General features: G+C 48.2%; 25 protein-coding genes. 12 read left to right on the top strand and 13 right to left on the bottom strand.

Translation table 11 applies throughout. The features are described from left to right. Positions 1-20: 20 nt before the first annotated feature. On the top strand, positions 21-797 hold the full coding sequence (locus tag L8G48_RS07045) for a glycosyltransferase (protein ID WP_248263898.1): 777 nt from the start codon (positions 21-23) through the stop codon (positions 795-797). Between the two features lie 5 nt (positions 798-802). After that, complete coding sequence (locus tag L8G48_RS07040; RefSeq protein WP_248263897.1) at positions 803-2,788, top strand: 3-deoxy-D-manno-octulosonic acid kinase; 1,986 nt, start codon at positions 803-805, stop codon at positions 2,786-2,788. Between the two features lie 60 nt (positions 2,789-2,848). Here L8G48_RS07040 and L8G48_RS07035 read toward each other — a convergent pair whose 3' ends face one another. The 4 genes from L8G48_RS07035 to mutY all read right to left on the bottom strand — a co-directional run bounded on the left by L8G48_RS07035 (position 2,849) and on the right by mutY (position 6,693). Next, positions 2,849-4,102 carry a glutamate-5-semialdehyde dehydrogenase gene (locus L8G48_RS07035; protein ID WP_248263896.1) on the bottom strand — a complete coding sequence of 418 codons (1,254 nt, stop codon included), beginning with the start codon at positions 4,100-4,102 and terminating at the stop codon, positions 2,849-2,851. Next, complete coding sequence (gene proB / locus L8G48_RS07030; RefSeq protein WP_248263895.1) at positions 4,099-5,214, bottom strand: glutamate 5-kinase; 1,116 nt, start codon at positions 5,212-5,214, stop codon at positions 4,099-4,101. Before proB ends, L8G48_RS07035 begins: the two co-directional genes overlap by 4 nt. A gap of 155 nt (positions 5,215-5,369) precedes the next feature. Continuing rightward, positions 5,370-5,642 carry an oxidative damage protection protein gene (locus L8G48_RS07025; protein ID WP_248263894.1) on the bottom strand — a complete coding sequence of 91 codons (273 nt, stop codon included), beginning with the start codon at positions 5,640-5,642 and terminating at the stop codon, positions 5,370-5,372. Positions 5,643-5,649: 7 nt separating this feature from the next. Further along, entirely contained in the window at positions 5,650-6,693 is a 1,044-nt protein-coding gene (mutY, locus tag L8G48_RS07020; RefSeq protein WP_248263893.1) for an A/G-specific adenine glycosylase, read from the bottom strand. A gap of 115 nt (positions 6,694-6,808) precedes the next feature. Here mutY and L8G48_RS07015 point away from each other — a divergent pair, with 115 nt between their 5' ends. Together L8G48_RS07015 and trmB are read left to right on the top strand one after the other, a co-directional pair. Beyond that, entirely contained in the window at positions 6,809-7,900 is a 1,092-nt protein-coding gene (locus L8G48_RS07015; RefSeq protein WP_248263892.1) for an OmpA family protein, read from the top strand. A 111-nt stretch (positions 7,901-8,011) separates the two neighbouring features. Continuing rightward, positions 8,012-8,728 carry a tRNA (guanosine(46)-N7)-methyltransferase TrmB gene (gene trmB / locus L8G48_RS07010; RefSeq protein WP_248263891.1) on the top strand — a complete coding sequence of 239 codons (717 nt, stop codon included), beginning with the start codon at positions 8,012-8,014 and terminating at the stop codon, positions 8,726-8,728. Between the two features lie 16 nt (positions 8,729-8,744). Here the strand turns inward: trmB and hemW are convergent, their stop codons facing one another. Further along, on the bottom strand, positions 8,745-9,896 hold the full coding sequence (gene hemW / locus L8G48_RS07005; RefSeq protein ID WP_248263890.1) for a radical SAM family heme chaperone HemW: 1,152 nt from the start codon (positions 9,894-9,896) through the stop codon (positions 8,745-8,747). Beyond that, positions 9,896-10,504 carry an RdgB/HAM1 family non-canonical purine NTP pyrophosphatase gene (rdgB, locus tag L8G48_RS07000; RefSeq protein WP_248263889.1) on the bottom strand — a complete coding sequence of 203 codons (609 nt, stop codon included), beginning with the start codon at positions 10,502-10,504 and terminating at the stop codon, positions 9,896-9,898. The genes hemW and rdgB overlap by 1 nt, the downstream gene beginning before the upstream one ends. Positions 10,505-10,635: 131 nt before the next feature. On the opposite strand from rdgB, the gene L8G48_RS06995 reads away from it, so the two are divergent. The 3 genes from L8G48_RS06995 (at position 10,636) to L8G48_RS06985 (ending at position 15,837) form a co-directional block, all read left to right on the top strand. Beyond that, positions 10,636-12,366 (top strand): potassium/proton antiporter, encoded by a 1,731-nt coding sequence (locus tag L8G48_RS06995; protein ID WP_248263888.1) that lies wholly within the window; start codon positions 10,636-10,638, stop codon positions 12,364-12,366. Positions 12,367-12,559: 193 nt separating this feature from the next. After that, positions 12,560-14,740, top strand: coding sequence for a TonB-dependent receptor plug domain-containing protein (locus L8G48_RS06990; RefSeq protein ID WP_248263887.1), 2,181 nt, complete (start codon positions 12,560-12,562; stop codon positions 14,738-14,740). Then, positions 14,737-15,837 (top strand): PepSY-associated TM helix domain-containing protein, encoded by a 1,101-nt coding sequence (locus L8G48_RS06985; RefSeq protein WP_248263886.1) that lies wholly within the window; start codon positions 14,737-14,739, stop codon positions 15,835-15,837. Before L8G48_RS06990 ends, L8G48_RS06985 begins: the two co-directional genes overlap by 4 nt. 25 nt (positions 15,838-15,862) lie before the next feature. Here L8G48_RS06985 and L8G48_RS06980 read toward each other — a convergent pair whose 3' ends face one another. The 4 genes from L8G48_RS06980 to L8G48_RS06965 are packed head-to-tail and all read right to left on the bottom strand — an operon-like array spanning position 15,863 to position 18,363. Continuing rightward, complete coding sequence (locus tag L8G48_RS06980; protein WP_248263885.1) at positions 15,863-16,288, bottom strand: DUF4426 domain-containing protein; 426 nt, start codon at positions 16,286-16,288, stop codon at positions 15,863-15,865. Between the two features lie 22 nt (positions 16,289-16,310). Next, complete coding sequence (locus tag L8G48_RS06975; protein WP_248263884.1) at positions 16,311-16,820, bottom strand: YggT family protein; 510 nt, start codon at positions 16,818-16,820, stop codon at positions 16,311-16,313. Between the two features lie 8 nt (positions 16,821-16,828). Continuing rightward, the gene (gene proC / locus L8G48_RS06970; protein ID WP_248263883.1) at positions 16,829-17,653 is read right to left on the bottom strand and encodes a pyrroline-5-carboxylate reductase; all 825 of its coding nucleotides are present in this window, start codon (positions 17,651-17,653) and stop codon (positions 16,829-16,831) included. Beyond that, positions 17,653-18,363, bottom strand: a complete 711-nt coding sequence (locus L8G48_RS06965; protein ID WP_248263882.1) for a YggS family pyridoxal phosphate-dependent enzyme — start codon at positions 18,361-18,363, stop codon at positions 17,653-17,655. The genes proC and L8G48_RS06965 overlap by 1 nt, the downstream gene beginning before the upstream one ends. A 36-nt stretch (positions 18,364-18,399) precedes the next feature. On the opposite strand from L8G48_RS06965, the gene L8G48_RS06960 reads away from it, so the two are divergent. Further along, entirely contained in the window at positions 18,400-19,434 is a 1,035-nt protein-coding gene (locus L8G48_RS06960; RefSeq protein WP_248263881.1) for a type IV pilus twitching motility protein PilT, read from the top strand. Further along, complete coding sequence (locus tag L8G48_RS06955; RefSeq protein ID WP_248263880.1) at positions 19,434-20,474, top strand: metallophosphoesterase family protein; 1,041 nt, start codon at positions 19,434-19,436, stop codon at positions 20,472-20,474. Before L8G48_RS06960 ends, L8G48_RS06955 begins: the two co-directional genes overlap by 1 nt. Here the strand turns inward: L8G48_RS06955 and L8G48_RS06950 are convergent. Further along, positions 20,452-22,008 (bottom strand): amidase, encoded by a 1,557-nt coding sequence (locus L8G48_RS06950; protein WP_248263879.1) that lies wholly within the window; start codon positions 22,006-22,008, stop codon positions 20,452-20,454. The genes L8G48_RS06955 and L8G48_RS06950 overlap by 23 nt on opposite strands. Positions 22,009-22,134: 126 nt before the next feature. Between L8G48_RS06950 and tsaD the strand changes: the two genes are divergently transcribed. Then, on the top strand, positions 22,135-23,169 hold the full coding sequence (gene tsaD, locus L8G48_RS06945; RefSeq protein WP_248264180.1) for a tRNA (adenosine(37)-N6)-threonylcarbamoyltransferase complex transferase subunit TsaD: 1,035 nt from the start codon (positions 22,135-22,137) through the stop codon (positions 23,167-23,169). On the opposite strand, the gene plsY is transcribed toward tsaD, so the two are convergent. Then, complete coding sequence (plsY, locus tag L8G48_RS06940) at positions 23,153-23,743, bottom strand: glycerol-3-phosphate 1-O-acyltransferase PlsY (RefSeq protein ID WP_248263878.1); 591 nt, start codon at positions 23,741-23,743, stop codon at positions 23,153-23,155. The two genes, tsaD and plsY, sit on opposite strands and share 17 nt — an antisense overlap. Before the next feature lie 98 nt (positions 23,744-23,841). Between plsY and folB the strand changes: the two genes are divergently transcribed. Together folB and folK are read left to right on the top strand one after the other, a co-directional pair. After that, the gene (gene folB / locus L8G48_RS06935) at positions 23,842-24,228 is read left to right on the top strand and encodes a dihydroneopterin aldolase (protein WP_248263877.1); all 387 of its coding nucleotides are present in this window, start codon (positions 23,842-23,844) and stop codon (positions 24,226-24,228) included. Between the two features lie 10 nt (positions 24,229-24,238). After that, positions 24,239-24,748 (top strand): 2-amino-4-hydroxy-6-hydroxymethyldihydropteridine diphosphokinase, encoded by a 510-nt coding sequence (folK, locus tag L8G48_RS06930; protein ID WP_248263876.1) that lies wholly within the window; start codon positions 24,239-24,241, stop codon positions 24,746-24,748. On the opposite strand, the gene L8G48_RS06925 is transcribed toward folK, so the two are convergent. Then, positions 24,745-25,857 carry a tRNA nucleotidyltransferase/poly(A) polymerase-related protein gene (locus L8G48_RS06925; protein ID WP_248263875.1) on the bottom strand — a complete coding sequence of 371 codons (1,113 nt, stop codon included), beginning with the start codon at positions 25,855-25,857 and terminating at the stop codon, positions 24,745-24,747. The genes folK and L8G48_RS06925 overlap by 4 nt on opposite strands. Positions 25,858-25,962: the final 105 nt, after the last annotated feature.

The raw sequence follows: 25,962 nt of genomic DNA, 5'->3' as shown, positions 1-25,962 counted from the left end.
TTTAAGATCCAGGAGTAATTATGAGTCAGGTTGCAGATAACGGCGGTTCTTCAGAGCAAAAAACAGTCAATGTAATTTGCATTAAATGGGGTAAAAAGTACGGCGCAGATTACGTCAATACTTTGCATTCTATGGTCAGTCGGCATCTCAGTCGACCCTTCCGCTTTGTGTGTTTTACCGATGACTTTGACGGCATTAATGACGACATCGAAGTAAAAGCCATTCCCAAAATTGGTTTTAAAGATTTTGATGAGCAAGTGCCGTGGAGCAAAGGTCACGGCTGGTTAAAGCTAACCTGTTTTGCAAAGCCCTTGTATGATCTGGAGGGGCCGACGCTGTTCCTGGATTTAGATATTATTATTGTTGGTAGCCTGGACGAGTTCTTTGAGCCGGAAGGTGACTTCATGGTGATTAAAGAGTGGGACAAATCAGACGCTACCGGTAATACCTCAGTGTTCCGTTTTAATATTGGTGCGCATGAGGACGCTTTAGAGCATTTGAAGAAGGACCCGGAAGCGGCTACAGCTGAAGTACGGAATGAACAAGAGTACATTACTCACTTCGTCGACCGTCAGAACAAGCTGGAATACTGGCCGGAAAAGTGGTGTCGTAGCTTTAAGCGTCATTGCTTGAGACCTTTTCCGTTAAGCTTTTTCCAGGAGCCCCGTATACCTGAAGAAGCAAAGGTGATTATTTTTCACGGCAAACCACACCCGGATGATGCGTTGGAAGGCCGCAGTGGTAAATGGTATCGCAGGGTTCTGCCAACTCAGTGGATCGCCGAATACTGGCGTTAACAAAGATGAAACTGTGGCTCTATGGCATACTATTGCGGCTGGTGACTCCAGCCGTTTTTGTCTGGTTGTGGCTGCGTGGTCGAAAGGATAAACGCTATCGCCAAAACTGGTCAGAAAGGCTGGCATTAGATTCCTTTGATAAAAACTTACAGGGCTGCCTGGTTATCCATAGCGTGTCGGTTGGTGAAACTTTAGCGGCTAAACGGCTAATTGAGCAGTTATTGCACAAAAAGCCCGGGCAAAAAGTGCTTATTACCTGTATGACCCCTACCGCGAGAGCATTGATACAGCAGCATTTTGGTGGTTCAGTTGATAGTCGCTATTGGCCGCTTGATACACCGGGTGCGGCGCAGCGTTTCCTGCGAAAATTAAAGCCTGAAGCTGTATGGATAATGGAAACAGAGCTTTGGCCGCAAATGCTGAATCAGCTTTCCACAGCCAATATACCGGTTAGCTTATTGAATGCGCGGCTGTCGGCACGCTCGGCTAAGGGTTATCGACGCTTCCATTGGCTTATGAAGCCTATATGGAAACAACTGATTTTAATTTCTGTTCAGAATAAAGAAACCTTTCGCCGAATGAAAGTTTTGGGTGTTCCGCACAGTCGTCTCTTTGTCGATGGTAACCTCAAATACGACATTGAACTTTCCAATAACGATATTGATAGAGCTCTGCCCTGGAAGCAAAGTTGCCAGGCAAGAAAGGTCTGGTTGGCTAGCAGTAGCCACCCCGGCGAGCATGAAATTTTACTGCAAGCCCACAAATTGGTTCAGCAAGAGCAACCCGATGCTTGTCTTATTATTGCACCGCGGCACCCGGAGCAATTTGAAAAGGTTGCTCAGCTGATTCAGCAGTCGGGGTTAAACTGGGCCCGACGCAGCGATAATAAAACGATACCGGCAGACTGCGATGTCTTTCTGGCTGACAGTATGGGGGAAATGATGCTGTGGGGACAACTCGCTTCGGTCAGCTTTGTCGGAGGCAGTCTTATTGAGCGGGGAGGACACAACCCCCTTGAAGTTATTGCTGCAGGCTCCAATATTATGTCCGGGCGGCATGTTTTTAATTTCCCGCAAGTTTACGGTGAATTGTCAAAAGCTGGTGCTCTACGCTGGGTAGACAATGCCGATGACATTAAGAACGCTGTGACTCTAATGCAGCAGGATGCTGTCGTGAAAGCGCAACATGAAGCGGCTAAAAGCGTTTTACAAACGCACCAGGGTGCTACGTTAAGGATATTAAAACGGGCACTGGAATGTACTCTGACAGGAAGCGGTATGATAAAAACAGAGCAGAGTCCCCGAGGGCTTTTTCGTTACGATAGCGACATAATTGAAACCATTGAAGATAAATACTTTAAAGCCCAGTACTGGCAACAACAAAAAGCGATTGCAGGCAATTCAACGGGGCGCGCAACGGTCTGGTTTATTCAGCAAGGCGATTTAGGTCTGTTGTTGCGTCACTATTACCGTGGTGGGCTGGTCGGAAAAATTAATAAAGATCGTTTTTTACGAGAGCCGGCAGACAAGAGCCGGGCGATTCATGAATTCGATTTGCTACTGAAGTTAAGGGAACTTAAATTACCGGTTCCAAGACCAGTAGCAGCACGAATGGAAAAAACAGGTGTTTTTAGTTACAAAGCCGATATTTTGGTGGAAGTGATTCCCGGCGCAGTTGATGTTTATCGTTTATTGAAAGAAAGGCAGTTATCAGCAGAGCTTTGGCAAAAGCTTGGAAACGTGATCAAACAGTTGCACGATACCGGCGTTTATCACTCAGATTTAAACTGCCACAATCTTATGTTGGATGATAATGACAAAGCCTGGATTGTTGACTTTGATAAATGCGACTTTCGTGAAAACGGCGACTGGAAAGAAGCCAATATACAGCGTTTGTTGCGCTCTTTACGCAAAGAAAAAGAAAAAAATGAGACCTTTTACTGGAAGGAATCGCGGGACTGGCCAGAGTTACTGACGGGGTATCGGCGGTAATTTCAGGTATAAAAAAAGCCCCGGCTGAATTAGCCGGGGCTTTTTATGTTAAGCGCTGAGTTAGTCGCGGATTTGACCGGTGCCGGTTACCACGAATTTTTCAGTGGTTAATGCTTCAAGCCCCATTGGGCCGTAGGCGTGCAGTTTACTGGTAGAGATACCAATTTCAGCACCTAAGCCTAACTGACCACCATCTGAGAAGCGAGAGGATACGTTCGCCATAGTCACGGCTGAATCTACCTCACGAATGAAACGTTTGGCGGTTTTGTCGTTTTCAGTAATGATAACTTCTGTATGGCCACTACCAAACTCTTGAATATGCTCAATAGCACCTTCGTAGTTATCTATCGTACGAACGGCAAGTTCAAGCGCAAGGTATTCCTCACCAAAAGCGTCATCGGCTATTTCATCAGCGCCGTCAAAGTAACTCAATGAGCGTTTGTCGGAATGAATGGTGACATCCTTCTCAGCCAATGCTGTAGCTGCCATTGGTAAGAACTTATCTGCTACGTCCTGATGTACTAATAAGCACTCCAGTGCATTACAAACGCCGGTACGCTGGGTTTTACCGTTAAGCAAAATAGCCAGGGCTTTATCAAGGTCGGCGTCTTTGTCTACGTAGAGGTGACAAACACCTTTATAGTGCTGAATGACCGGTATTTTACTGGTATCGCTGACAAAGTGAATGAGACCTTCACCGCCGCGAGGAATAACCAGGTCAATATAGTCTTTTTGTTGCAGAAGCTCGGTCATCAGTTCGCGGTCCGGTGTTGGTACCACGGTAATAACGTCTTTCGGTAAGTTGCTGGCTGCTAATGCTTCGTGAAGTGCTTCAGCAATGGCTTTGCTGCTTTCAATGGCTTCGCGGCCACAACGTAAAATTACAGCATTACCCGACTTGAAGCATAGTGCTCCTGCATCGGCAGTAACATTAGGGCGAGCTTCGTAAATCATGCAAATAACACCCAGCGGAATGCGCATTTTTTCAATCTTCATTCCGTTAGGACGTTCATCAAACAGGTAGCTGTCGCCGACCGGATCTTTTAATGCAATAATTTCCTCAATGGCTGAAGCCATTCCTTCAACACGTTCTGGTGTTAACTCAAGACGATCCATCATCGAATCGCTCAGGCCTTTTTCTTTACCAGCTACCAAGTCTTTCTTGTTGACTTCAATAATTTTGTCCTGGCGTGCCCGAATGGCGTCTGCCATTTTCTGCAATACGCTATTTTTGTCTGCTTCAGATAAGGTTGCAACAGCGCGTGCGGCTTTTGCAGCGCGTTGTGAAATTTCTTGTGCTAATTGCTGGCTCATGCGTCCTCCAAAATCATTAAATCGTCACGGTGAATGACTTCTGTAATTGGGCTATAGCCAAATTGTTCTGCTATATCTTCGGTTTGTTGCCCTTTAATGTGCATCAGTTCGTGCGCGCTGTACTGACAGATACCTTTAGCAATAGCATCAGTATCGTTGGCGCTGCGAACCAAGACGGCGTCACCGCGATCAAAATCGCCTTGTACATCAACAATGCCTGAACTTAAGAGTGAGGCACCATTTTCAATTAATGCTTTTTCAGCACCTTCATCAACTAATATTTCGCCCTGGGCGACCAGAGTATGTCTTAACCAATGCTTTTTATTACTGATTGGGTCAGACTGGCGACGGAATAATGTGCCCGGGATGTCTCCCTGCAATAACGACTCAAAGGTTTCACCTTTGCGACCGTTGACAATGTATGTGTCGATACCGTGTGACGTTGCTTTCTCAGCGGCTTCCACTTTGGTTCGCATGCCGCCGGTGCCGACCGAACTGACCGAACCGCCGGCCAGTGAGTAAATGCTTTCGTCAATTTGTTCAACTACCGGAATTTTTTTCGCGTCCGGGTTCAGGTTTGGATCGGAGTCATATAGACCATCAATGTCAGAACAAATAAACAGCGCGTCGGCATCAACAAGTGTAGCAACCATGGCCGATAAGTTATCGTTATCACCGACCTTCATTTCGTCAGTGGCTAGCGCATCGTTTTCGTTTACTACCGGTAAAATGTTGTGTTCTAACAATCTGTTTAACGTGTTTTTAATGCTGACGTAACGTGCTCTGTCGCGTAAATCGCTGTGTGTCATTAACAACTGGGCGCAGGGGGAATCGAAAAAGCGCGACCAGTAGCCCATCATTTCATTCTGACCAACAGCTGACATTGCTTTGCGTACAGCAACAGGTACTTTTTTATGTTCAAAGTGAAAGTGTTTACGGCCGGCGGCGACACTGCCTGATGAGACTATGACAACTTCTTGTCCGCGTTCTCTGCATTCGTTGATAAAACGAGCTATGGGTAACAGATATTTAGTGCTAACCCCAGTTTCATCTGGCGCAATGAGCGCACTTCCCACCTTCAGTACGGCTCTCCGCCAGGATGGCGCTTTCATAGAGACTCCCTTTTTTTGAATTCATTAATAGTCTAACAGATTGGCTGTCTAAGCTCCAGCGAGACTCATAAGGCATACCTATTGTCAATATGTTAGGTCGTAATTTAAATTTACCAGAAATAAGCGCTACTTTTAAAAATTGATAGATTGATAAGTTAACTTTCCGGGGGCGTGTAGCCCTCAATTTGAGGTTCTTTGCCGTCAAATAAAAAAGCTGTCATTTGCTGTTCAAGAAAAGCCCGATCAGTCGGGTCCATCATATTTAAACGCTTTTCGTTTATCAGCATGGTTTGCTTTTGCTGCCATTGAGCCCAGGCTTGTTTAGAAATATGATTAAAAATGCGTTCGCCTAATTCTCCCGGATAAAGCTGAAAGTCCAGGCCTTCGGCGTCTTTCTGTAGATGCTCGCAAAATACGGTACGGCTCATGGCGTGCTCACTTATTGGTTATTAATTGTTTCATCAGTTTAACGGTTGGTGCAGCAAAGCCCAAGTCCTTATTAGTGTCAGCTTTGACCCATAAGTGATGATTCTCGTTGAGTGAATGGTCAGCGGGAGTAACGTCAATTAGCAGTGGATAACAGTCCAGATGAAAATGACTGAATGTGTGGCGAAAGCCGGGAAGTTGCTGGCGAGTCTGTTCGCTCAAGCCATAATGTCTTATGAAAGAAGCTATTTGATTTTCTTCTTCACTTTGAGGAAACCCCCAAAGCCCGCCCCAAATACCGGTTTGTGGCCTTTTTTCCAGTAAAAAATGTTCGTTGTAACGGAAAAGTAGCATATGAGTTGCTTTGACCGGCTTAACCTTTTGCGGTTTTTTCCCCGGGTAATGTGCGATTGTATCTGTTTCTCTAGCGGTACAGGTGCTGTTAACCGGGCATTGTTCGCACAATGGCTTACTGCGTGTGCATATCATTGCACCTATATCCATCATCGCCTGATTATAGGCGGCGGAATCTTTTTCGGGAGTGAGCTGTTCGCTCAGTTGCCAGAGCTCTTTTAATACCTTGGTTTTACCGGGCCAGCCAGCAACAGCAAAGTGACGCGCTAAAACACGCTTAACATTTCCATCCAGAATTGGAGCGTACTCTCCATGTCCAAGCGAGCGTATAGCACCAGCGGTTGAGCGACCAATCCCCGGTAATTGCTCAAGTTCATGAACTTTTTCAGGAAATTCACCGTTACATTGTTCGCAAACAAGTTTTGCCGTTTTATGAAGGTTACGGGCCCGGGCATAGTAACCTAACCCCGTCCATAAATTCAGTACCCGGTCTTGTGGTGCCGCGGCTAGGTCCTGAACGGTAGGAAAGGTTGTCATAAAACGTTCGAAGTACGGAATGACGGTAGTGACCTGGGTTTGTTGCAGCATAATTTCTGATACCCATACCCGGTAGGGAGTGACATTTTTTTGCCACGGCAGATGTTTGCGCCCGTACTGCTGAAACCAACTGAGAACCTGAGAGCTAAATGTTTGAGTCAATTGTAAATCTCTGCAAATTAAAATGACTTAACTGAGGAATGTAGTACTATTAGTAACATATGTAGTGTCTCATATTCTGAGCATGATTGTTATTGCAGTCAAAAGGAGCTTTGCAATGAAAACTTTAAATTTAGTGACTCTGTCTTTGCTAACCGCTGGATTAACCGCTCCAGCTTTCGCACAACAAACCGAGGTTGAGCAAAACGACTTTTACTTAGGCGCGCGCTTAGGTGCATTCGCCGCTGATGATGACCGCGTCGCGGTAAAAAATGGACAAGTATTCTCCGTTGAAGATGGTCTGGAAACCATAACTTCGGGTATTGAAGCGGGCATGATGTTCACCGAGGCATGGGAAGCCCGCATTTATTATGACTATATGGACGCTGATTTAGTTGGTGGCGGTGGTAGTTATGGTGATAGTTACGGTGTCGATGCGCTCTATCATTTTAACAACAATTTCTATGCTGGCTTAGGTGTGAATAATACTGAAATTGGTGATGTCACCGATGTTGCTGCCCGACTGACGTTAGGTCACCGGAGCTTTATTAACGATAACCTGGCATGGCGTATAGAAGGTGGAGCTCAGCGTGGCTGGGAAGAAGACTACACTGAAATGTTTGCCAATGTCGGTTTGCAATGGTTCTTTGGTGGTCGTGACACCAGTCCTGAACCAAGAACCCGTCCGGAACCACGCCCTGAGCCTCAACCAGCGGCTCCGCAACCTGAGCCTAAGTCGGTAGACTCTGACGGTGACGGCGTGGTGGACTCGAAAGATAAATGTGCCAACACACCGAAAAACTATTCCGTCGATGAAACGGGCTGTATTCTTTATGAAAACGAGACCATTACTGAAGAGTTACTGGTTGAGTTTGACTTAAATTCGTCAAATATTCGCGGTGGTGAGCGTTCGCACATTACCGAAATGGCTGAGTTTATGAAGGAACACCCACAACTGACTATTACCATTCATGGACATACCGACAGCACGGGGGAAGCGAAGTATAATCAATGGTTATCAGAGCGTCGTGCGGAAGTTGTTGCTAATGCGCTGGTTAAGCAACATGGTATTGAGAAAAGCCGCGTTGATTTTAAAGGACATGGCGAATCACAGCCTAAAGTTCGTGAAAACAACGCAGCGGATCGCCAGACAAACCGTCGCATTGAAGCAACATTAAAAGTCGTTAACCGGGTACCTAAAACTCGTTAGTACGGATTGTATTGATTGCATGAAATAGCGATAATAGCGTAACTATAAACAGGCCTGATTTTTCAGGCCTGTTTTTTTCGTATTAGCTAATTTGTCATTTGCAGGAACGTCATGAGTCATTTTAAAAGCGCCGAAGAAGCCGCTGCGGCGGGTAAATATGTCCGCACAGTGCGCAGTTTTGTGAAAAGAGAAGGCAGGCTGACCAAAGGGCAAGCTGCTGCAATTGAACGGCTATGGCCAACTGTTGGGCTAACGCTGGAAAAAGGTCCGTTGGATCTTGTCAGTGTCTTCGGGCGTAAAGCTCCGGTGACTCTGGAAATTGGCTTTGGCATGGGGCATTCATTGGTTGAAATGGCATCCAAAGCCCCTGAACGTGACTTTATTGGTATAGAAGTGCATGAACCCGGGGTGGGTACCTGCCTTATGGCCGTTGAGGAAACCGGGGTAGATAACCTCCGATTATTTCATGAAGATGCCGTTGAAGTACTTAAGCAGTGCATACCGGATCAAAGTCTTAATTGTGTTCAAATTTTCTTTCCGGATCCCTGGCATAAAAAACGGCACCATAAACGTCGTATAGTGCAACCCGGGTTTGTGCAGTTGTTAGCCCAAAAAATTGAGCCGGGTGGCACTATTCATCTGGCAACAGACTGGGGGAATTACGCAGAACATATGTTAGAAGTAATGAACGGTGCTACTCACTTAAGTAATTTGTCGCCTACGGAAGACTATGTGCCGCGCCCTGACAGTCGCCCCAAAACAAAATTTGAGCTTCGAGGAGAAGTTAAGGGGCACGGTGTGTGGGATTTACAGTTTCAGGTAAAATAAAGCAGCCGCTTGCGGGCTAATCCAGAAGCGTATCCAAAACCGAGTTTAAGAACCGCTGTCCTCGCGGCGTCAGTTGCCAGTTGTGCTCATCTTCAATGACCAATTGCAGCGATTTTGCTTCGCTTAATTGTTGTGATGCTAAACTGGCAGGGAGTCCGGTGGTTTTTTCACAGTTGGTTTTACTAACCGGCTTTAACAGACGAAACTGATTCATAAAAAACTCAAACAGCCTTTCATCCATTGGTACTTCTTTCAGCTGATAACGTAAGGCCTTGGTTAAGTCTAAATAGCCTTTAGGGTGTTTTACCTTCTCGCAACGTAAAATTTGGTTTTGTTGCGGGAGTGTCACTTTGCTGTGTGCACCACAGCCAACGCCTAAATAATCGCCGTATTGCCAATAATTTCTATTATGACGGCTTTGGTGACCGGGTTTTGCGTAAGCACTTACTTCGTACTGCCGATAACCTGCCGCTTCCAAAAGTTGGTGACCCTGCTGATAAATCTCCCACAGAGTGTCGTCATCCGGTAACTCCGGTGGCTGGCTGGCAAATAAGGTATTAGGCTCGATAGTCAATTGATACCAGGAAATATGCGGCGGGTTTAAGGCAATAACCTGACGTAAATCATCCAGCGCCATTTCAACTGTTTGATCGGGCAACCCATGCATAAGATCCAGATTAAAGCTGGACAGAGGCAGTTCACTGGCATGTGCTGCGGCCTCTTTTGCCTGCTGTGGGTTATGAATACGGCCAAGACGCTGTAGCTGATGTTCTTGTAAGCTTTGAATACCAATAGACAATCGGTTGATACCGGCAGCAACGAAGGCAGAAAACTTTTCGGTTTCGAAGGTACCCGGGTTGGCTTCCATGGTCACTTCACAGTCGGCAGTCAATGGCACTATGTCTCTGACACCATCCATTAATTGCTGTATCGCTGGCGCAGACAATACACTGGGTGTTCCGCCACCAATGAAGATGGATTGTATTTGCCGGTCTTGCATCCATTCGCTGTCAGCCCGTAAATCTTCCAGAAGTCGGCCGACATAGCTTGCCTCTGGCACGTCACCGTTCAGCTTATGTGAGTTAAAGTCGCAATAAGGACATTTCTGAATACACCAGGGAATGTGTATATAGAGTGATAATGGCGGTAACGTCAGCAAAGAATTCATTACGTAAGCTGCTCCAGCAACTGGGTTAAGGCTTGACCGCGATGGCTGAGTGCTTGTTTTTCGGTTTTACTTAATTGTGCCGCAGAGCAACTTTTTTCTGTAACCCCAAATACCGGGTCGTAGCCGAAGCCTTGTTCGCCAATTGGTTTAGTTAATATGTGCCCGTCCCAGCGGCCCTGACAAATAATAGGGGTTGGATCTTCCGCACTTTGCATATAAACCAGCACGCAATGAAAACTGGCGTGTCGCTGGTTTTCTTCAATGCCTTCTAAAGCTTGTAATAATTTATTGATATTATCGGAGTCTTTAGTGTTGCTACCAGCGTAGCGGGCTGAATAGACACCAGGCGCGCCATTTAAAGCCGCAACAGCAAGACCTGAGTCATCGGCAATGGACGGCAGCCCGGTTTGCTGACAAGCGTGGCGCGCTTTAATAATAGCGTTTTCGACAAAGGTGGTGCCGGTTTCATCCGCTTCAGCAAAACTCCAGTCTGACTGTGGCCGAACTTCCCAATCTGCTGTAACGGCTGTTTCACCGAACATATGGCGCAGCTCGGCGACCTTACCTGCATTACCGGTAGCCAGCACTAAGGTTTTTTGTGACTTCATAAAACGAACCTGTACACTCAGTATTAAGAAGCACAGGATAAAGGGTTTTGGTGGGATTTGAAATCTAACATTAGCCTCTAAGTTAAACCTGTTATGATTAATAGGCAGAGATAAAGATAAGGAGATTCCGTTTGGATTCGGCTAACACTCTGATTTTATTGTGTGGTTTGCTGTTGGTTGTCAGCATTTTAGCGGCTGTTGCATCCAATCGACTAGGAGCCCCTGTGTTACTGACCTTTTTGTTAATTGGCATGCTTGCCGGTGAACAAGGGGTGTTAGGTATCGAATTTAACAATCCAGACGTTGCATTCTTTATTGGCTCCTCGGCCCTGGTCATAATACTTTTTGACGGGGGGATGCGAACCCACCCGGAGCGTTTTAGGGTCGCGCTGTGGCCGGCTATTAGTCTTGCCACTGTGGGCGTTGCATTAACCTGTACGTTAGTTGCTTCTCTTGCGGTTTATTGGTTCGGTTTACCCTGGCCGGCCGCCTTGCTAATGGGAGCAATACTCAGCTCAACAGACGCCGCTGCGGTATTTGGCATATTCCAGTCGCGCGGGCTACAGATTAAAGAGCGGGTTGCTTCAACACTTGAGATAGAGTCGGGCAGTAATGACCCAATGGCGGTTATTCTGACTTTAACCATGACCGGTGCCGTAGCCAGTGGCAATTTCCCCGATTGGTACTGGATTGGGCTGGATATTGTCTGGCAGCTCATTGGTGGTCTGACGATAGGCTGGTTAGGCGGGCGGTTGTTTATTCTTGCGGCTCGCAAGCTACCGCTGAGCTTTAGTTTCTTTCCCTTACTGGCTGTTGCCTCGGCTATCTCCATTTATGCACTAACAGCGAAACTGCACGCGAGTGGTTTTTTGGCTGTTTATTTAATGGGTTTTGTTATTGGTAATGCGCGGCTGCCTCAACTGGTGCATATACTGCAGGTGCAGGACGGACTTGCCTGGTTAAGCCAGATAGCAATGTTTTTGATTCTGGGGCTGCTGGTCGTTCCTTCTCACTTAGTGGCTAACGCTCCCGTAGCAATTGGTATTGCCTTTACCTTAATTTTTATTGCCCGCCCTTTTGCCGTGGTGGTGAGTTTACTGCCGTTTAGTTTCCCCTGGCGTGAGCAGGTATTTATCAGTTGGGTCGGGTTGAGAGGCGCGGTTCCTATCATATTGGCTTTGTTCCCATGGCTCAGTGGCGTACCGAATCAAGAACTTTATTTTGATATTGCTTTTGTGGTGGTGATGATTTCGCTTGTTATTCAGGGCTGGAGTATTGCACCGGTCGTGCGTTGGTTAGGGTTAGAAGTGCCATTAAAAGCCCGGCCGCAGCAGCGTATGCCATTATCTTCTATTCCAAGTAAGGAAGCTCTGGAGGTTTGGCTTTACCGCATTGATAAGAATTCACCTGCCTGTGACCATACCTGGAAAGAGTTAAAATTAACGGCGCCGGCAACCTTTGTCGGGCTGATTCGTGACGGTGAGTGGCTGCAGCCGGAAACTCAACCGACAGTAGAAGAAGGTGATGGTTTAATGGTGGCCGCAACGGTAAAAGATATCGATGAGGTAAGCAGAATTCTGGCCTCTGGCGGTAAAGGCTTAAAAGTTTCTGAAAAAGACTTCTTCGGTGACTTTACGTTACGCGGAGACTTAACCCTTGCCGATGTTGGTAGCTTTTACCCTCTGGGACAGTTGGATGACCGCTTATTGAGCACGACCATTGCTGATTATTTCTTACAGAAGTTTCACCGACGTGTGGTTATCGGTGACATGATACGCTTAGGCGATGTCATCTTAACCGTACGGAAAATCAGCGATAAAGGTGACATCGAATCCATTGGTGTAAAGCCAGTTAAAACCTAATCGTTATTGACCTTGGTGGGGCTTCTTCCTCACGACTCTTGTCTATCGTATTTATCGGAAAACTGAACTAGATTAGCGAGCTATTGACAGCTCGGGGTCTATCTTTATAATACAAATCATTCTCATTACAGGCCCCGGTATTTATATGCATACTTTTAAAGATTTTTCGTTCGTTTCAGGGCGGCGTTGTGCAATGGCTATGATTTCAGCAACACTTTTAACTGGAAATGCAATGGCACAGTCGCTGGAAGAAACTCATTCCAACGCCGAATCAGCGGCGGATGTGATGGAGACAATCACCATAGTGGGGGGCATCGAAACTTCGGCTCAAGAGGCGATGCGGCTGAAAGCTGACGCACCCAACGCAATGGAAGTGATTGACGCTGAGCAGCTAATGCAATTCAACGAGCAGGCACTCGGCGACGCGCTGCGACGGTTGCCCGGCGTTACGTTCGACGGCGCCAACCGCTCGCGCGAGGTTCGGGTACGTGGGTTGCCCGGCGAATATACGCAAGTACTGATTAACGGCAGACCGATGATTGACGGCGAGTCTCGACGCAGTTTCGAGGTCGACCGAATTCCCACTGGCTTGGTTGAGCGCGTGGAAGTGATCCGCTCACCGCGGGCGATTTACAACGCTCAGGGTGCGGCAGGCACCGTCAACATCGTGCTGAAGAATGGTGTGGACTCATTGTCGGACACTGAGTTGGCGGTCGGCGCAGGCTATCTGGAAGATAACGGTGAACAGGGCGAGGCGTCGTTCTCGCACGGCGAAAGAATCGGCGCACTGGAAGTAGCGCTGGCGGGTTCATTGCAGCGCTTTCGGCGCAGCGAAAGCAAAGATGAATTTGAATTCGGCGCCGGCGGCGTGGCCGACGGTGGCGTGCTCGAACTCAATGAACGGCGCTTCGACCAAGTTAACTTCATTCCGCGGTTTGCTTTGCAAACCGAGCGCGCCGGCCGCTTTGAATTCGATCCGTTCTATTTGCGCACCAAGGAATTCCGGGACGATATCGAGACCGACCTGGAAGATGACCAGGCGACTATTGACCGAGTCAGCGACGAGCGGCGCGAAAGGGTTCGCGAAAGCTACGGCTTTCGCGCTGACTGGAAGCGTGCGGTCGGGGAGTCCGCGCGACTGCGTGCGGGCTTCGACTGGCAGCAGGGTGAAACCGACACCGGGCGCGATGAAACCCGTTTTAATGCGGACGACAGTATCGACCGCGAGCGTCAGCGTACCGAGCTGATTGACCTGTCATTGATCCGACCTGAAGTCGCCCTGAATATTGCCGCCGGCGCCCACGACCTCAGATTCGGTGCTGGTGCAGAGCTGCGCGAACATGACGAAACCAATTCCGAGATTCGTAACGGTGAATTACGGTCGCCACGGGAGGACCGTGTATTCGGGATTAATGAAGACGTGTTATTCGCGTATGCGGAGGATGTTTGGCAGGCGAACGAGCGTCTAGGTGTAACCAGCGGCTTGCGCCTGGAAAGCTCGGATACCGAAACGACTGATTTTTTCGGTACGACTATCTCTGAGGACGTCACATTTCTGCTGCCTTCAGTTAACCTGGTATTCTCAGCCACACCCAATACTAATCTGCGCCTGGGCGTTGCGCGGACCTTGCGTCGACCCGATCTTAGGTCGCTTTCGCCAGCTATTGATGAAGAGGACGGCACTCCTGCAGAACCGGATGAACAGGGCAATCCGAACCAGCAACCCGAATCAATCTGGGGGCTGGACATCGGCGTGGACCATTATTTCACCAATGATAGGGGCTACGTTTCACTGAATCTTTTTGCGCGTAAATTTGAAGACAAAATCGAATTGCTGACCGAGCAAGTTAACGAACGTTTCGTCGCCTCGCCGAGGAATGTTGGAGATGCGCGTGCTTCAGGAGTCGAGCTTTCAGGCCGTATGCCGCTTGATTTGTTCGGATTAAGCAAAACCACACTATGGGGCAATGCGACCTATATCGATTCCAGCGTCGACCAGATCAACGGTGGATCCAGACGTTTTCTGAATCAGCCGGACGCGGTCGCAAATCTGGGCATCGACTACTTTTTCGTGCCCTGGCAAACGACCTTCGGACTTTCTATCAACCATACGACTTCGGTTGAGCAGATTCAAAATCTAGCCAATGACGGGTTTCTTGATCAATCAATCGAGGAACGGACCCGGCTGGATCTGTCAATTAAAAGTCATGTGACTGAAAAGCTAGAGCTGTCTCTCAGCGCGACCAATCTTCTGGGGCAGACCGAAGATCGGATCGATAGAGTGCTCAATGAAGCGGGTGTGGTTAACGCTGTGACGCGTACCCAGGAACCTACGTATCGTAACGTGTTTGCACGCTTGAAGTGGCGCTTTTGAGTCAGTCCGTTTTGAAAAAGCTGCATCGGTGGATCGGTCTGGCACTGTTTATGGTTCTTTTCCTACAGTGCCTGACCGGTTCGTTGCTACTTTTCGAAGACGAGCTGGAGCCCATTTTTCTTGATGTTCAAGTTAAACATCGATCGGAAGATACGACGCGCTTGCTTAGTCTGGATGAACTTGCACATCGCATTGTCAAACAACGGGGTGCGGAGGAGGTTACGCGGATTTATCCGCCAATGTCGCCAAATTCTCCCGCACGGGTTCGTGTCTACAGCAGGCATGATCCTGAGGACGAAATCGAACGTTTCGTTGACCCCTCCAGCGGCCGGGTACTTGGTGAGCGCCCACACAAAGACATTGGACTGACTCGCGCCAGCATAATCCCCACGATCAAGGGATTGCACACCAAACTTCTGGCCGGTGATATTGGTGAAATCGTCCTTGGCGTAGTAGCTATTCTGTGGCTGCTTTGTGGTGCGCTGGGAATTATCCTCAGTCTGCCGCGCAGACGCTCCGGATGGAAATGGCCGCGCGGATGGCGCATTACACGCTTGCGTTCGAGCTATCAACTGCACCGCGGCGGCGGCTTGTGGCTATCCGGTGCGGCCATCGTCTTTTCTGCCAGCGCTATTATTCTTGTCTTTGAAGACTGGCTCTTCATCGAACCCAGCGTAATGCCTGCAACGCAGGTCGGTCACTCAATCGGTTTCGATGCCGCTGCAACCGCTGCACGGTCGAAGCTGCCCGCGAAAGGAAGGGACTATCAGCTCGAATCAATTCGTATTGAAAGCGACGAATCGCGTTACAGGGCTGATTTTAGGCACAATCCCGACAACGGCATCTGGCACCGACCGGAGGAACAATTCTATATTGACGCCTCTAATGGTGATTTGTTAGGTCGCAAGGGATGGCTTGCCGAAAATGGGTTGAACCATGTCAAAAACCTCGCCCTGCCGTTGCACACCGGCGCAATGCTTGGTGCGCCGGGCAGAATTGCCGCCCTGATTGCTACAATGCTGCTGGCCGTACAAATTATCGCGGGTATTTGGCTGTGGCTACGCAAGCGCGTCCGGCAAGCGCGAAGGCAATATTAATTGATTCCGCGAAGAGCAACAAACCCTAATCGTTTAGCCAAAATTCCTGGTTAAACTTTAGTGTTTGCTGCTCACCAATTTGAATGGTAAAGCGCAATGTTTCGGCATTGGTGTAGCCAAACTGTGCCAGATAATAACTGGCATCGCCTTCTGTCACCTGCTGAAATTCAAGTTCCTGAACTTGCCCCAGCGGATTAGCAACTTGTCCGCTAACGCCGGGAGTTTGCGCTTTTTGCGTGTTCTTATCTAATACCGCGATATTAAGCACACCTTTCGATGCGCTTCGGGTCAGATCATATTGCGACGCAATTTGCGGCGCTAATGAAGTGGAGTTAAAAGCGCTGTAATGAACATGCCAGTCACCCAGGGTTTCTTTTTGCTCAGCCATGAGGGTTGCTGAGAATAAGAGTGATACAGCTATTACTGCTTTCATAAAGAATGTTTTATTCATGGCTTTTCCTCCACCAGTCGTTTTAAACGCCAATTAATATACGCAAAAATTGCAGTGCGATAATGACAACCAGAACGGATAAATCCAGACCCCCAATGGGCGGTATGACTTTACGGACAGGTGCCAATAACGGGTCTGTAATTTGATGCAACATAGCCTCTATTGGGTTGTAGCCCTGTGAGAACCAGCTGAGTATGGCGCGAATAATGAGCACCCAGAATAGCATCGACAGTAAGCTGCTAATGGCCGTCAGTATGCCCGGGCCAACGGCGATGTTATTCAACCAGACTAAAGCAGCTACTTTAAGCATTCCTAAGATGAGCGCGAGCAGTAAGCTGGCGGTATCCAGCTTACCCATCATTGGCATAAAGCTGCGCAGCGGGCCAACAATGGGTTGTGTTGCTTTATAAACAAACTGACTGACCGGATTGTAGAAATCAGCCTGAGTTAACTGCATCCATAGTCGTAACAATACAATGATCAAATACAGATCAATGACAGTTGCAACCAAAAATGTAAGGGCGTTATTCATAGTGACTCCTAAAAGAGTTTCGCCATTTCCTGATTACGGTTGACCGCCGCTTTCACAGCTTTTTCCGAAATACCGTGTAAATCTGAATCCTGATACGCTTCAACACCTTTAGCGGTTGAGCCGCCTTTACTGGTGACCTGCTTGCGCAGATTTTCCAGCGACAGTTCACTTTCTTTGGCCATTTGTGCAGCGCCTAAACAGGTCTGCTGAACCATGGCGCGAGCCTTTTCGGCATCAAATCCAAGCTCGGTTGCGGCCTTAGCCAGACTGTCCATAAACTCAAAAAAGTAGGCCGGACCACTGCCTGCCACAGCGCCAAGGATATCAAGCTGATCTTCATCACTGACCCAAAGTGTCTCGCCGACACCATTAAAGGCTTCGGTGACAAAGTTTTTATCGGCATCGTCCACGGAGTTGTCCGTGACTAACCCCGACATACCCTGACCAACCAGTGACGGTGTATTGGGCATAACCCGAATAATACGGATGTTTTCACCTAAGTATTCGCGGTACTTAGCAATACGAATACCGGCTGCAATGGTGATAATGAGCTTGTCCGTCAAATTGTGAACGTTTTCACGTAAGTGAGCGCAAACTTCCGCCATTAACTGAGGTTTGACGGACAGCACGATAGCATCCGCGTTGTTGACCACTTCCAGGTTGTCATTACTGGTATTGACACCCAGTTCGGACTTCATTTTCTCTAATTTGGCATCGCTGGGGTTACTCACCCAAACTTTGTCAGCAGGGTAACCGCTTTTGCACATACCACCGACAATACTTTGTGTCATGTTACCGGCGCCGATAAAGGCAATATTGCGAATGTCGTTCATTAGGACTCCCGTTCTCCAAAAATTGCTGTTCCAATACGTACCATGTTAGCACCCTCACGCACCGCTTGTCGCATATCAGCCGACATGCCCATGGATAAGGTATCAATCTGTTCACCATAAATTTGCTGAAGCTGCTGGTAAAGAGCAAACATACGTTCAAAGCTTTGCTGGCGTTGCTGCTGTGTTGTATCGGCTTTAAGAATGGTCATAAGGCCGCGTAATTTTAGCTTAGGACAGCTCATAACATAATCCGCCAACGCGTTGACCTGCTCTGGCTCTAAGCCGGACTTGTTGTCGTCGTCATCAATGTTCACCTGCAACAACACGTTGAGTTGTTCGAGGTTGTCGGGGCGTTGTTCGTTTAAACGGCGTGCAACTTTTTCCCGCTCGACGCTTTGTACCCAATTAAAATGCTGAGCGATATCCTTGGTTTTGTTGGACTGAACCGGGCCAATAAAATGCCACTGAACCGGCTCAGTTATTTGGTCTTTAAGCTGATTTATTTTATCGACGGCCTCCTGAACATAGTTTTCGCCAAAATGCATCTGTCCGGCAGCAATAGCGACCTTTATGGCCTCTAAAGAATGCTTTTTGCTCACGGCAAGCAACTGTACTGACTGCTCCTGTGGTGACTGTTCGGCTAAAATCTGCAATTGCTGACGTACTTCAGCAAGATTATTTGTTATCTTTTCTGATACCTTAGTTGTCATTGCTAGCGTCATCTCACTGATTCAGGGATAAGAAATATGAATGTTAACGAATTACTGGCCTTTAGTGTGAAACAAAATGCCTCAGATTTACATTTGTCTTCCGGCAGTGTACCCATGATTAGAGTGGATGGGGACATTCGTCCGCTAAATCAACCGGAACATAAGCCGGATGAGTTAAAGGATATGCTAGCCGAAGTTATGACGAAAAGTCAGTGGCAGGAGTTTGAAGAAAAGTTTGAGTGCGACTTTTCTTTCGAAATTGAAGGCGTCGCGCGCTTTCGTGCCAATGTTTTTACGCAGCGCAAGGGCATTGCCGCGGCATTTCGTATGATCCCTGCGGAGGTAACAACCTTAGAGCAACTGGATGCTCCGGCGATATTTAAAGACATTGTCAGCGCGAATCGTGGACTGGTACTGGTGACCGGTCCGACCGGTTCGGGTAAATCAACGACCTTGGCGGCAATGGTGAACTATTTAAATCAGACCCGCTCGCTGCATATTTTGACGATTGAAGACCCCATTGAGTTTGTGCACGACAACCAGAAAAGTCTGGTCAGCCAGCGTGAAGTGCATCGCGATACGCGCAGCTTTGGTGCGGCGCTTCGTTCAGCTTTGCGCGAAGATCCCGATGTCATTCTGGTCGGGGAAATGCGGGATTTAGAAACTATTCGTTTAGCCATGACCGCTGCTGAAACCGGACATTTGGTGTTAGGCACGTTACATACAACCTCAGCGCCTAAAACCATTGATCGCATTATCGATGTCTTCCCGGGGGACGATAAACCCATGATTCGCTCCATGTTGTCGGAGTCTTTACGTGCCGTTATTTCGCAAAGCTTGCTGAAACGCGTTGGCGGCGGGCGAGTCGCCGCGCATGAAATTATGTTGTCCTCTCCGGCAATCAAAAACCTCATTCGTGAAGATAAAGTAGCGCAGATGTATTCATCTATCCAGACCGGGTCAGAGCGGGGAATGCAAACCCTCGATCAGGCACTCAAGAAATTGGTTGGTCGTGGCGATATAGAGGCAGAAGAAGCTCAACATTGCGCGGTCAATAAAGAGGATTTCTAATGCTTATACGGAGCGCTTGGCTGTTTTTGTTACTGATGGTTGCCTGCGGTGTGTCAGCACAGCAAACCACACGGGTGGCGTTTGGGTGTTGCATTGACCATAGTAGCCGGCAGGATGTGTGGGATGCGATTAATCACGCCCAACCTGAGGTATTTGTGTTTCTCGGTGATACTGTCGATGTCAACGCGGATGATATGGATGACTTACTGGATGCCTACGAGGTGTTCAACCGTTATCGGGGCCCCAGAGTTTTACGTCGAAACTCTGCCGTCATGTCCGTCTGGAACCTTAATGATTACAGCCTGGATGGCAACAGTGGGAAGAACAACCCTAATCGCTTCGCCGTTCGTAACCACTTTCTGACCTTCTGGCGAGAGCCGGCAACGTCGGAACGACTGTTCCAGAAACATGGCATTGCTAAAAGCGTTATTTTCGGCAATGAACCCCAGCGGGTACAGGTTATTGTGTTAGATGGCCGCTGGAATCGGGACTCACTCAGCAGCGTGGGCTGGATAGAGCGCCAAACGCGTAGGTTTAATGCGGATTTAGGCCCTTACCAACCCAATAATACCGGTGACTTACTCGGTGATGCTCAATGGCAATGGTTGGCTGAGCAATTACAAAAGCCCGCTGAGGTGCGCATCATTATGAGTGCAACGCCGGTATTGGCACCGGCAAATGGTTATGACAGCTGGGCACTTTATAAACGGGAACAAAAACGCTTAAAAGAACTGTTAGCTGAGCTGAAACCTTCAGGTTTACTGTTAGCTAGTGGCGATCGGTTTTTTGGTGAATTTGCAACGTCTGATGAATTCCTTCCCTACCCACTATGGCAGGTAACGCCGGGTACCATCAATCTGGGCGGGGATACACCTTACCCGTCAAGTTACCGTGACGGAGAAGCCTTTGCTGAAAGCCGATACGGCCAGATTGAGGTAGTGTGGAAAGAGCAGCCGGAGTTAGTTTTGACACTCAGAGATGTCGATGGCCGGCCGCTCGATAGTCGTCGTCTTAGCCTTAGTCAGTTACAACCAGATTAGGTGGTTTACGGTGTTTCGTTGCCTGCTCATAAGCGAACGCGGCTTCTATCAGCTCTGCTTCAGAACGAGCCGTACCGAAAAAGCTGAGTCCAACGGGTAAGGCGGGTTCACTGCCTATTTGAATATAACCCATAGGTACCGTTATGTGCGGGTAGCCGGCCACCGCCGCTGGTGAGCTGGCTGAGCCTGAATAGTTATCACCAAGTACAGGGTCAATTTTCCAGGCAGGGCTTGTTGTTGGAGCTATCAGCACATCAATGTTATTTTCGCTGAGCATAGCGTCTATGCCTTCTTTTCCCGCCAGTCTTTTGCTGTTAGCCAGGGCCTGTTGATAAGCTTCTTTGTCATTCTGAGCGTTGGCCATTTCAAAAAGCTCCTGACCAAATAGTGACAACTCTTGCTCAGAGAGTTTGTTGTTTCCGGCTATCAGGTCTTCCAGGTTTTTGTAGGGAAGGTTGGCGCTCTTGAGATAATCGGCCATATCCTGCTTGAATTCGTATAAAAGGACGGTAAATTCATCGCTGCCGTAGTGACCATAGGTCGACATTTCAACATCGACGACCTCAGCGCCCTGAGCGTCCAGAATACTGATCTGTTGCTCAAATTGCTCATCTAATAAATCGTTGTAACCCATCAAATTGCGGACGACACCAATGCGCTTTCCGTTTAGACCATCGGCTTTTAAATGCGAAGCGAAGGTTGTTTCAGTGGGGTAACCGGCGGAGTCTTCAATATCCTGAGCTTTCATGGCGTCTAACAGTAACGCAGCTCCCGTTACGCTACGTGCCATTGGACCTGCGGTATCCTGACTGTGCGAGATTGGGATAATGCCATCACGACTAACAAGACCCAGGGTAGGTTTTATGGTCACAATACCATTAACCGCCGCAGGGCAGATTAGCGAACCGTCAGTCTCGGTGCCCACGGCTAATGTGATGAAATCAGCAGCAACGGCGGCGGCAGAGCCTGCACTAGATCCACAAGTTGAACGGGTGCGGTCGTAAGGGTTTACGGCCTGTCCGCCAATGGCGCTCCAGCCTGAACTGGAACGCGTTGAACGAAAGTTAGCCCATTCACTCAAATTGGCTTTACCGAGAATAATGGCACCGGCGTCACGCAATTGTTGTACAAAAAACGCATCAGCTTGCGGATAATTTTCCGCAAATAGTAACGAGCCGCCGGTATTTGGCATGCCATCTGCAGTATCAATGTTGTCTTTCAGAAGAACCGGGATACCGTGCAATGGTCCGCGGATCTTACCCTGCTGGCGCTCTCTGTCGAGCCGTTTAGCGTCAGCCAATGCGTTTTCGCTTAGGTTATTTACCGCCCGCAACTTGGCTCCTTGTTTATTGTGGGCATGGATACGCTGTAAATAATACTGGGTAAGCTGTTCGGCACTAAGATCGCCGTCAGTCATCGCCTGTTGAAGTTCAGTGACAGAGGCATACTGCCAGGCGAATGTTGTTTGATGTTCCGGTGCTGTCTGACAAGCCGATAAGGTCAGAATAAACAGCAATGCAATAAGTTGTCTCATACTAAAGCCCTTGTTGTTTTTATGTTTATCTAAAGTGGCATAACTTTGGCAGTAAGGCGAGTCACGCGGCTAAAAATCAGGTAAAATGCCACTAATTATCGTTAAAGAATAAAAATGGTTAGCATTATGCGCGTACTGGGTATTGAAACCTCTTGTGATGAAACGGGAGTTGCGGTTTACGACACCGAAAAAGGATTACTGGCACACCAGCTCTATTCGCAGGTTAAATTGCACGCTGACTACGGTGGTGTCGTGCCGGAGCTTGCTTCCCGCGATCACGTGCGTAAAACCTTGCCGCTTATTAAGGCCGCGCTGAAAGAAGCAGGAATGACTCATCAGCAGCTGGATGGTGTTGCTTACACTAAAGGGCCGGGGTTGATCGGCGCTTTGTTGGTCGGTTCGTGTATTGGGCGCAGCCTGGCTTTTGGCTGGAACTTGCCGACCGTGGGGGTGCATCATATGGAAGGTCATTTGCTGGCACCCATGCTGGAAGAGAATCAGCCCGAGTTTCCTTTTGTGGCTTTACTGGTTTCGGGCGGTCATACCCAATTGGTGCAAGTGAAAGGCATTGGGGATTATAAGTTACTGGGAGAATCGGTTGACGACGCTGCCGGCGAGGCTTTTGATAAGACTGCTAAGCTGATGGGACTGGATTATCCGGGCGGACCGCGATTAGCAGCATTAGCCGGGCAGGGTAACAGTGATCGCTTTACTTTCCCGCGACCAATGACAGACCGGCCGGGACTTAACTTTTCCTTCAGCGGACTTAAAACCTTTGCCGCCAATACACTGGCCGCAAAAGACAAAGATGAACAGACTTTAGCGGATATCGCCCGTGCCTTCGAAGATGCAGTGGCAGACACTTTGGTGATTAAATGTCGCCGGGCGTTGAAGGAAACCGGCTATAAGCGCTTAGTGGTTGCCGGCGGTGTCAGTGCCAACAAACATTTGCGCGTCAAACTGGAAGCGTTATTACAACAACAAAATGGTCAGGTGTTTTACCCAAGGACAGAGTTCTGCACCGACAATGGCGCAATGATAGCTCTGGCAGGAGCGCTGCGTTTAGAAGCCGGAGAGCGTGAATCACTGGCAGTAAAAACCCACCCAAGGTGGCCAATGACTGACTTAAAGCCAATGGCAGAGATTACCGCCGACGTTTAAAGGCTTTTTCTTCACCGGATGACAACCGTAAAATATTGGCTTGATGACGCCACAGTATTAAGAGTGAAATCATAATAACGGGTACTGTGTATTGAGGTTTTATCCAATAGGTATAAAAGGGTGCCAGACAAACGGTTACCAATGCTGCTAAAGAAGATACCCGGCTGATGCGAAAGACCAATAGCCAGGTGACGATAAGCAGCAAGGCCATCTGCCAGGCAACCGGGAACATAGCACCTAAAGCTGTGGCAACCGCTTTGCCGCCACGAAAATGAAAGTAAAGCGGAAAAATGTGTCCTAAGCAGGCCGCAACAGCAATTAACCCCAGAAAAAACGGCTCTATGCCTAAGAAGTAAGAGCCCCATACCGGAATCATACCTTTTAAAACATCAAAAAATAATGTGAGCAGTGCCGGGATTTTGCCACCAACCCGATAAACATTGGTTGTTCCCGGGTTGCCGGAACCTTCTTTACGTGGGTCGGAAAGCCCAAAAAGCCGACAGATAACGACTGCGCTACTGATAGAGCCCAGCAGGTAGGCTGAAAGTATCATCAGTAAAGTAAGCGCTGTCATGGGGTACGAATCCTTTGTCGGTTAAGGTAGACTGCGATTAAAAATTTCATGCTCATAGAATAAGCGGTTTTTAGAGTAATTACCACGGGGTAACATAAATGGAACAGGCGGATATTGATGTCGTTAGCATAGAAGGTTTAACTATCGATACCATCATTGGGGTCTATGACTGGGAACAAGAAAAAAAGCAGCCGTTAGTACTGGATATTCAAATGAGCTGGGACAATCAACGCGCAGCAACTACGGACGATCTTGACGACGCCCTGGATTACGCGCTGGTGAGTGAACGAGTTTCGGCCTGGGTTGAGGAAAAGCCACGACAGTTAATTGAAACCGTCGCTGAGGGTGTCGCTACTTTAATTGTTAATGAGTTTGGTGTGCAGAACGTTGAAGTGCGGGTTGCTAAGCCAGGCGCTGTGGCTAATGCAAAGACCGTTGCCGTAACCGTTCGCCGAAGTGTTTTCGACACGCCTTTTGGTGAATGAGGGAAGGTTTGTGGCCAGAGTTTTTCTCGGAATAGGCTCTAATACGGATCGTGAAAAACACATTCGGGCTGGTTTAAAGGCTATTGCTGACAGCTTTAGCTGGTGTCGGCGCTCGCGACTATTTCGCAGTGTATCGGTCGGGTTTTCCGGCAGTGATTTTTACAATTTGGTGGTTGAAGTTGAAACCAACCGCTCTGCTACAGAGGTGTTAGCCGAGTGTAAGCGAATAGAACAGCAAAACGGGCGAGTGCCGGGGAGTGCCAAGTACAGTCCACGGACATTAGATATTGATGTGCTGTTATATGACGACATGATACGGGAACAACAACCACAATTACCCCGCGGTGAGATCCTTGAAAATGCCTTTGTGCTCTGGCCGTTAGCTGAAATTGCGGGAAATCGCCTGCACCCGTTATTAGAAGTCAGCTATCAGCAGCTGTGGCAGCAATATCAGGAAATGCACAAACACGCGCCGCAGCAATTAGAACCCATTAGTGATACCAGCTGGCTGGACAATTAGTCCTGCGCTTGCGCTAAGATTTTTTCACGTTGTTGGTGTAAGGCGTTACCCAGTGCTTTGCCAGTGAAACCTTGTTGTTGCAAAGTTTGTGTATTAAGTGCTGCGGCTTTTTCTGCTGCGAATTGCAATTTACGGTGCTGCTGAGCAATGTTTTGTTGTTGCTCAGACTGGTTAAACTCGGCTTGCCGCAACTGCAGTAATTGCTCAAGTTTCTCCGGGCGGCGCCAGTAATCAATTTGTTTGAGCATGTCTGCTAGACTTTCTTTACCGGGAAGCTCGGTAGCGGTAATAAAATCTTCATTATTTCTGGCCAGTAAAGCACAGTCCCGGTAATGATTTGGAATAGCCAGTCGCCGGCAGAATTGCTTTACATTTTCAGGTGTTGCTTGTTTTATAAACAGACAAGCAAAACGCAAGTGAGCGGACTCCGAAAAGTCAGACATTTTCTGCAGTCTGTGCAATTGCGTATCACTGGCCGTGACTCCGGGTAACACCTGCGGCAGAGCATCAATATCTTTTAATAACGCTAAGAATACGGCGGGTGTTTCGCTTAATAACGCCTTTTCCCATTCTTTCCAGACTCTTTCAGGAACTAAGTGGTTAAGTTCTCCGCTGGCCGACATATGCTGCAGCAGCTGCTGTGTCTCGGTTGCAACCGTAAAACCTATATGCGCAAAGCGAGCCGCGAAGCGGGCAACTCTTAATACTCGCAAAGGGTCTTCAATAAATGCCTCTGACACATGGCGCAGTTTACGCGCTTCAATATCTTTTACGCCCTGGTAAGGGTCAATGATGGTTCCATTTTCGCTCTCTGCAATAGCGTTAATGGTGAGGTCACGGCGGGCGAGATCATCTTCCAGTGTCACATTTGGGGATGCAAAAACATCAAAATTGGTATGGCCTTTGCCGGATTTCCGCTCTGTTCGTGCCAGTGCGTATTCTTCACGGGTATTGGGGTGCAGAAATACCGGAAAGTCTTTGCCTACTTGCTGAAACCCTTGCTTCAGCAGTTCTTCTGCGCGCGCACCGACCACCACCCAGTCGTGTTCATGTACCGGCAATTGCAGGAGTTTATCGCGCACCGCGCCACCGACTAAGTATACTTCCACTGTTCACCTCAACTTTGTTTGGCACGATCATGTCGAATCACTGGTCGATGTGCAAGCAAGTCGTTACACTGTTGAACAAATAATAACATCAGTACAGTAACGGAC

Origin of the sequence: Idiomarina aminovorans (assembly GCF_023155095.1) — a bacterium.
GTDB lineage: Bacteria > Pseudomonadota > Gammaproteobacteria > Enterobacterales > Alteromonadaceae > Idiomarina > Idiomarina aminovorans.
Note: the sequence above shows the minus strand (reverse complement) of the source record. Positions and strands in the feature narration are given on the sequence as shown.

Bases quoted from the DNA above. Each gene is read 5' to 3' on its own strand.
- plsY (WP_248263878.1), bottom strand. From the start codon at position 23,743: ATGACAGCGCTTACTTTACTGATGATACTTTCAGCCTACCTGCTGGGC.
- L8G48_RS07015 (WP_248263892.1), top strand. From the start codon at position 6,809: ATGAAAACTTTAAATTTAGTGACTCTGTCTTTGCTAACCGCTGGATTA.
- proB (WP_248263895.1), bottom strand. From the start codon at position 5,214: ATGAAAGCGCCATCCTGGCGGAGAGCCGTACTGAAGGTGGGAAGTGCG.
- L8G48_RS06965 (WP_248263882.1), bottom strand. From the start codon at position 18,363: ATGACAACTAAGGTATCAGAAAAGATAACAAATAATCTTGCTGAAGTA.
- L8G48_RS06960 (WP_248263881.1), top strand. From the start codon at position 18,400: ATGAATGTTAACGAATTACTGGCCTTTAGTGTGAAACAAAATGCCTCA.
- L8G48_RS07025 (WP_248263894.1), bottom strand. From the start codon at position 5,642: ATGAGCCGTACCGTATTTTGCGAGCATCTACAGAAAGACGCCGAAGGC.
- L8G48_RS06955 (WP_248263880.1), top strand. From the start codon at position 19,434: ATGCTTATACGGAGCGCTTGGCTGTTTTTGTTACTGATGGTTGCCTGC.
- tsaD (WP_248264180.1), top strand. From the start codon at position 22,135: ATGCGCGTACTGGGTATTGAAACCTCTTGTGATGAAACGGGAGTTGCG.
- folB (WP_248263877.1), top strand. From the start codon at position 23,842: ATGGAACAGGCGGATATTGATGTCGTTAGCATAGAAGGTTTAACTATC.
- hemW (WP_248263890.1), bottom strand. From the start codon at position 9,896: ATGAATTCTTTGCTGACGTTACCGCCATTATCACTCTATATACACATT.
- proC (WP_248263883.1), bottom strand. From the start codon at position 17,653: ATGAACGACATTCGCAATATTGCCTTTATCGGCGCCGGTAACATGACA.
- rdgB (WP_248263889.1), bottom strand. From the start codon at position 10,504: ATGAAGTCACAAAAAACCTTAGTGCTGGCTACCGGTAATGCAGGTAAG.
- L8G48_RS06980 (WP_248263885.1), bottom strand. From the start codon at position 16,288: ATGAATAAAACATTCTTTATGAAAGCAGTAATAGCTGTATCACTCTTA.
- L8G48_RS06975 (WP_248263884.1), bottom strand. From the start codon at position 16,820: ATGAATAACGCCCTTACATTTTTGGTTGCAACTGTCATTGATCTGTAT.
- L8G48_RS06990 (WP_248263887.1), top strand. From the start codon at position 12,560: ATGGCTATGATTTCAGCAACACTTTTAACTGGAAATGCAATGGCACAG.
- trmB (WP_248263891.1), top strand. From the start codon at position 8,012: ATGAGTCATTTTAAAAGCGCCGAAGAAGCCGCTGCGGCGGGTAAATAT.
- L8G48_RS07040 (WP_248263897.1), top strand. From the start codon at position 803: ATGAAACTGTGGCTCTATGGCATACTATTGCGGCTGGTGACTCCAGCC.
- L8G48_RS06950 (WP_248263879.1), bottom strand. From the start codon at position 22,008: ATGAGACAACTTATTGCATTGCTGTTTATTCTGACCTTATCGGCTTGT.
- L8G48_RS07045 (WP_248263898.1), top strand. From the start codon at position 21: ATGAGTCAGGTTGCAGATAACGGCGGTTCTTCAGAGCAAAAAACAGTC.
- L8G48_RS07035 (WP_248263896.1), bottom strand. From the start codon at position 4,102: ATGAGCCAGCAATTAGCACAAGAAATTTCACAACGCGCTGCAAAAGCC.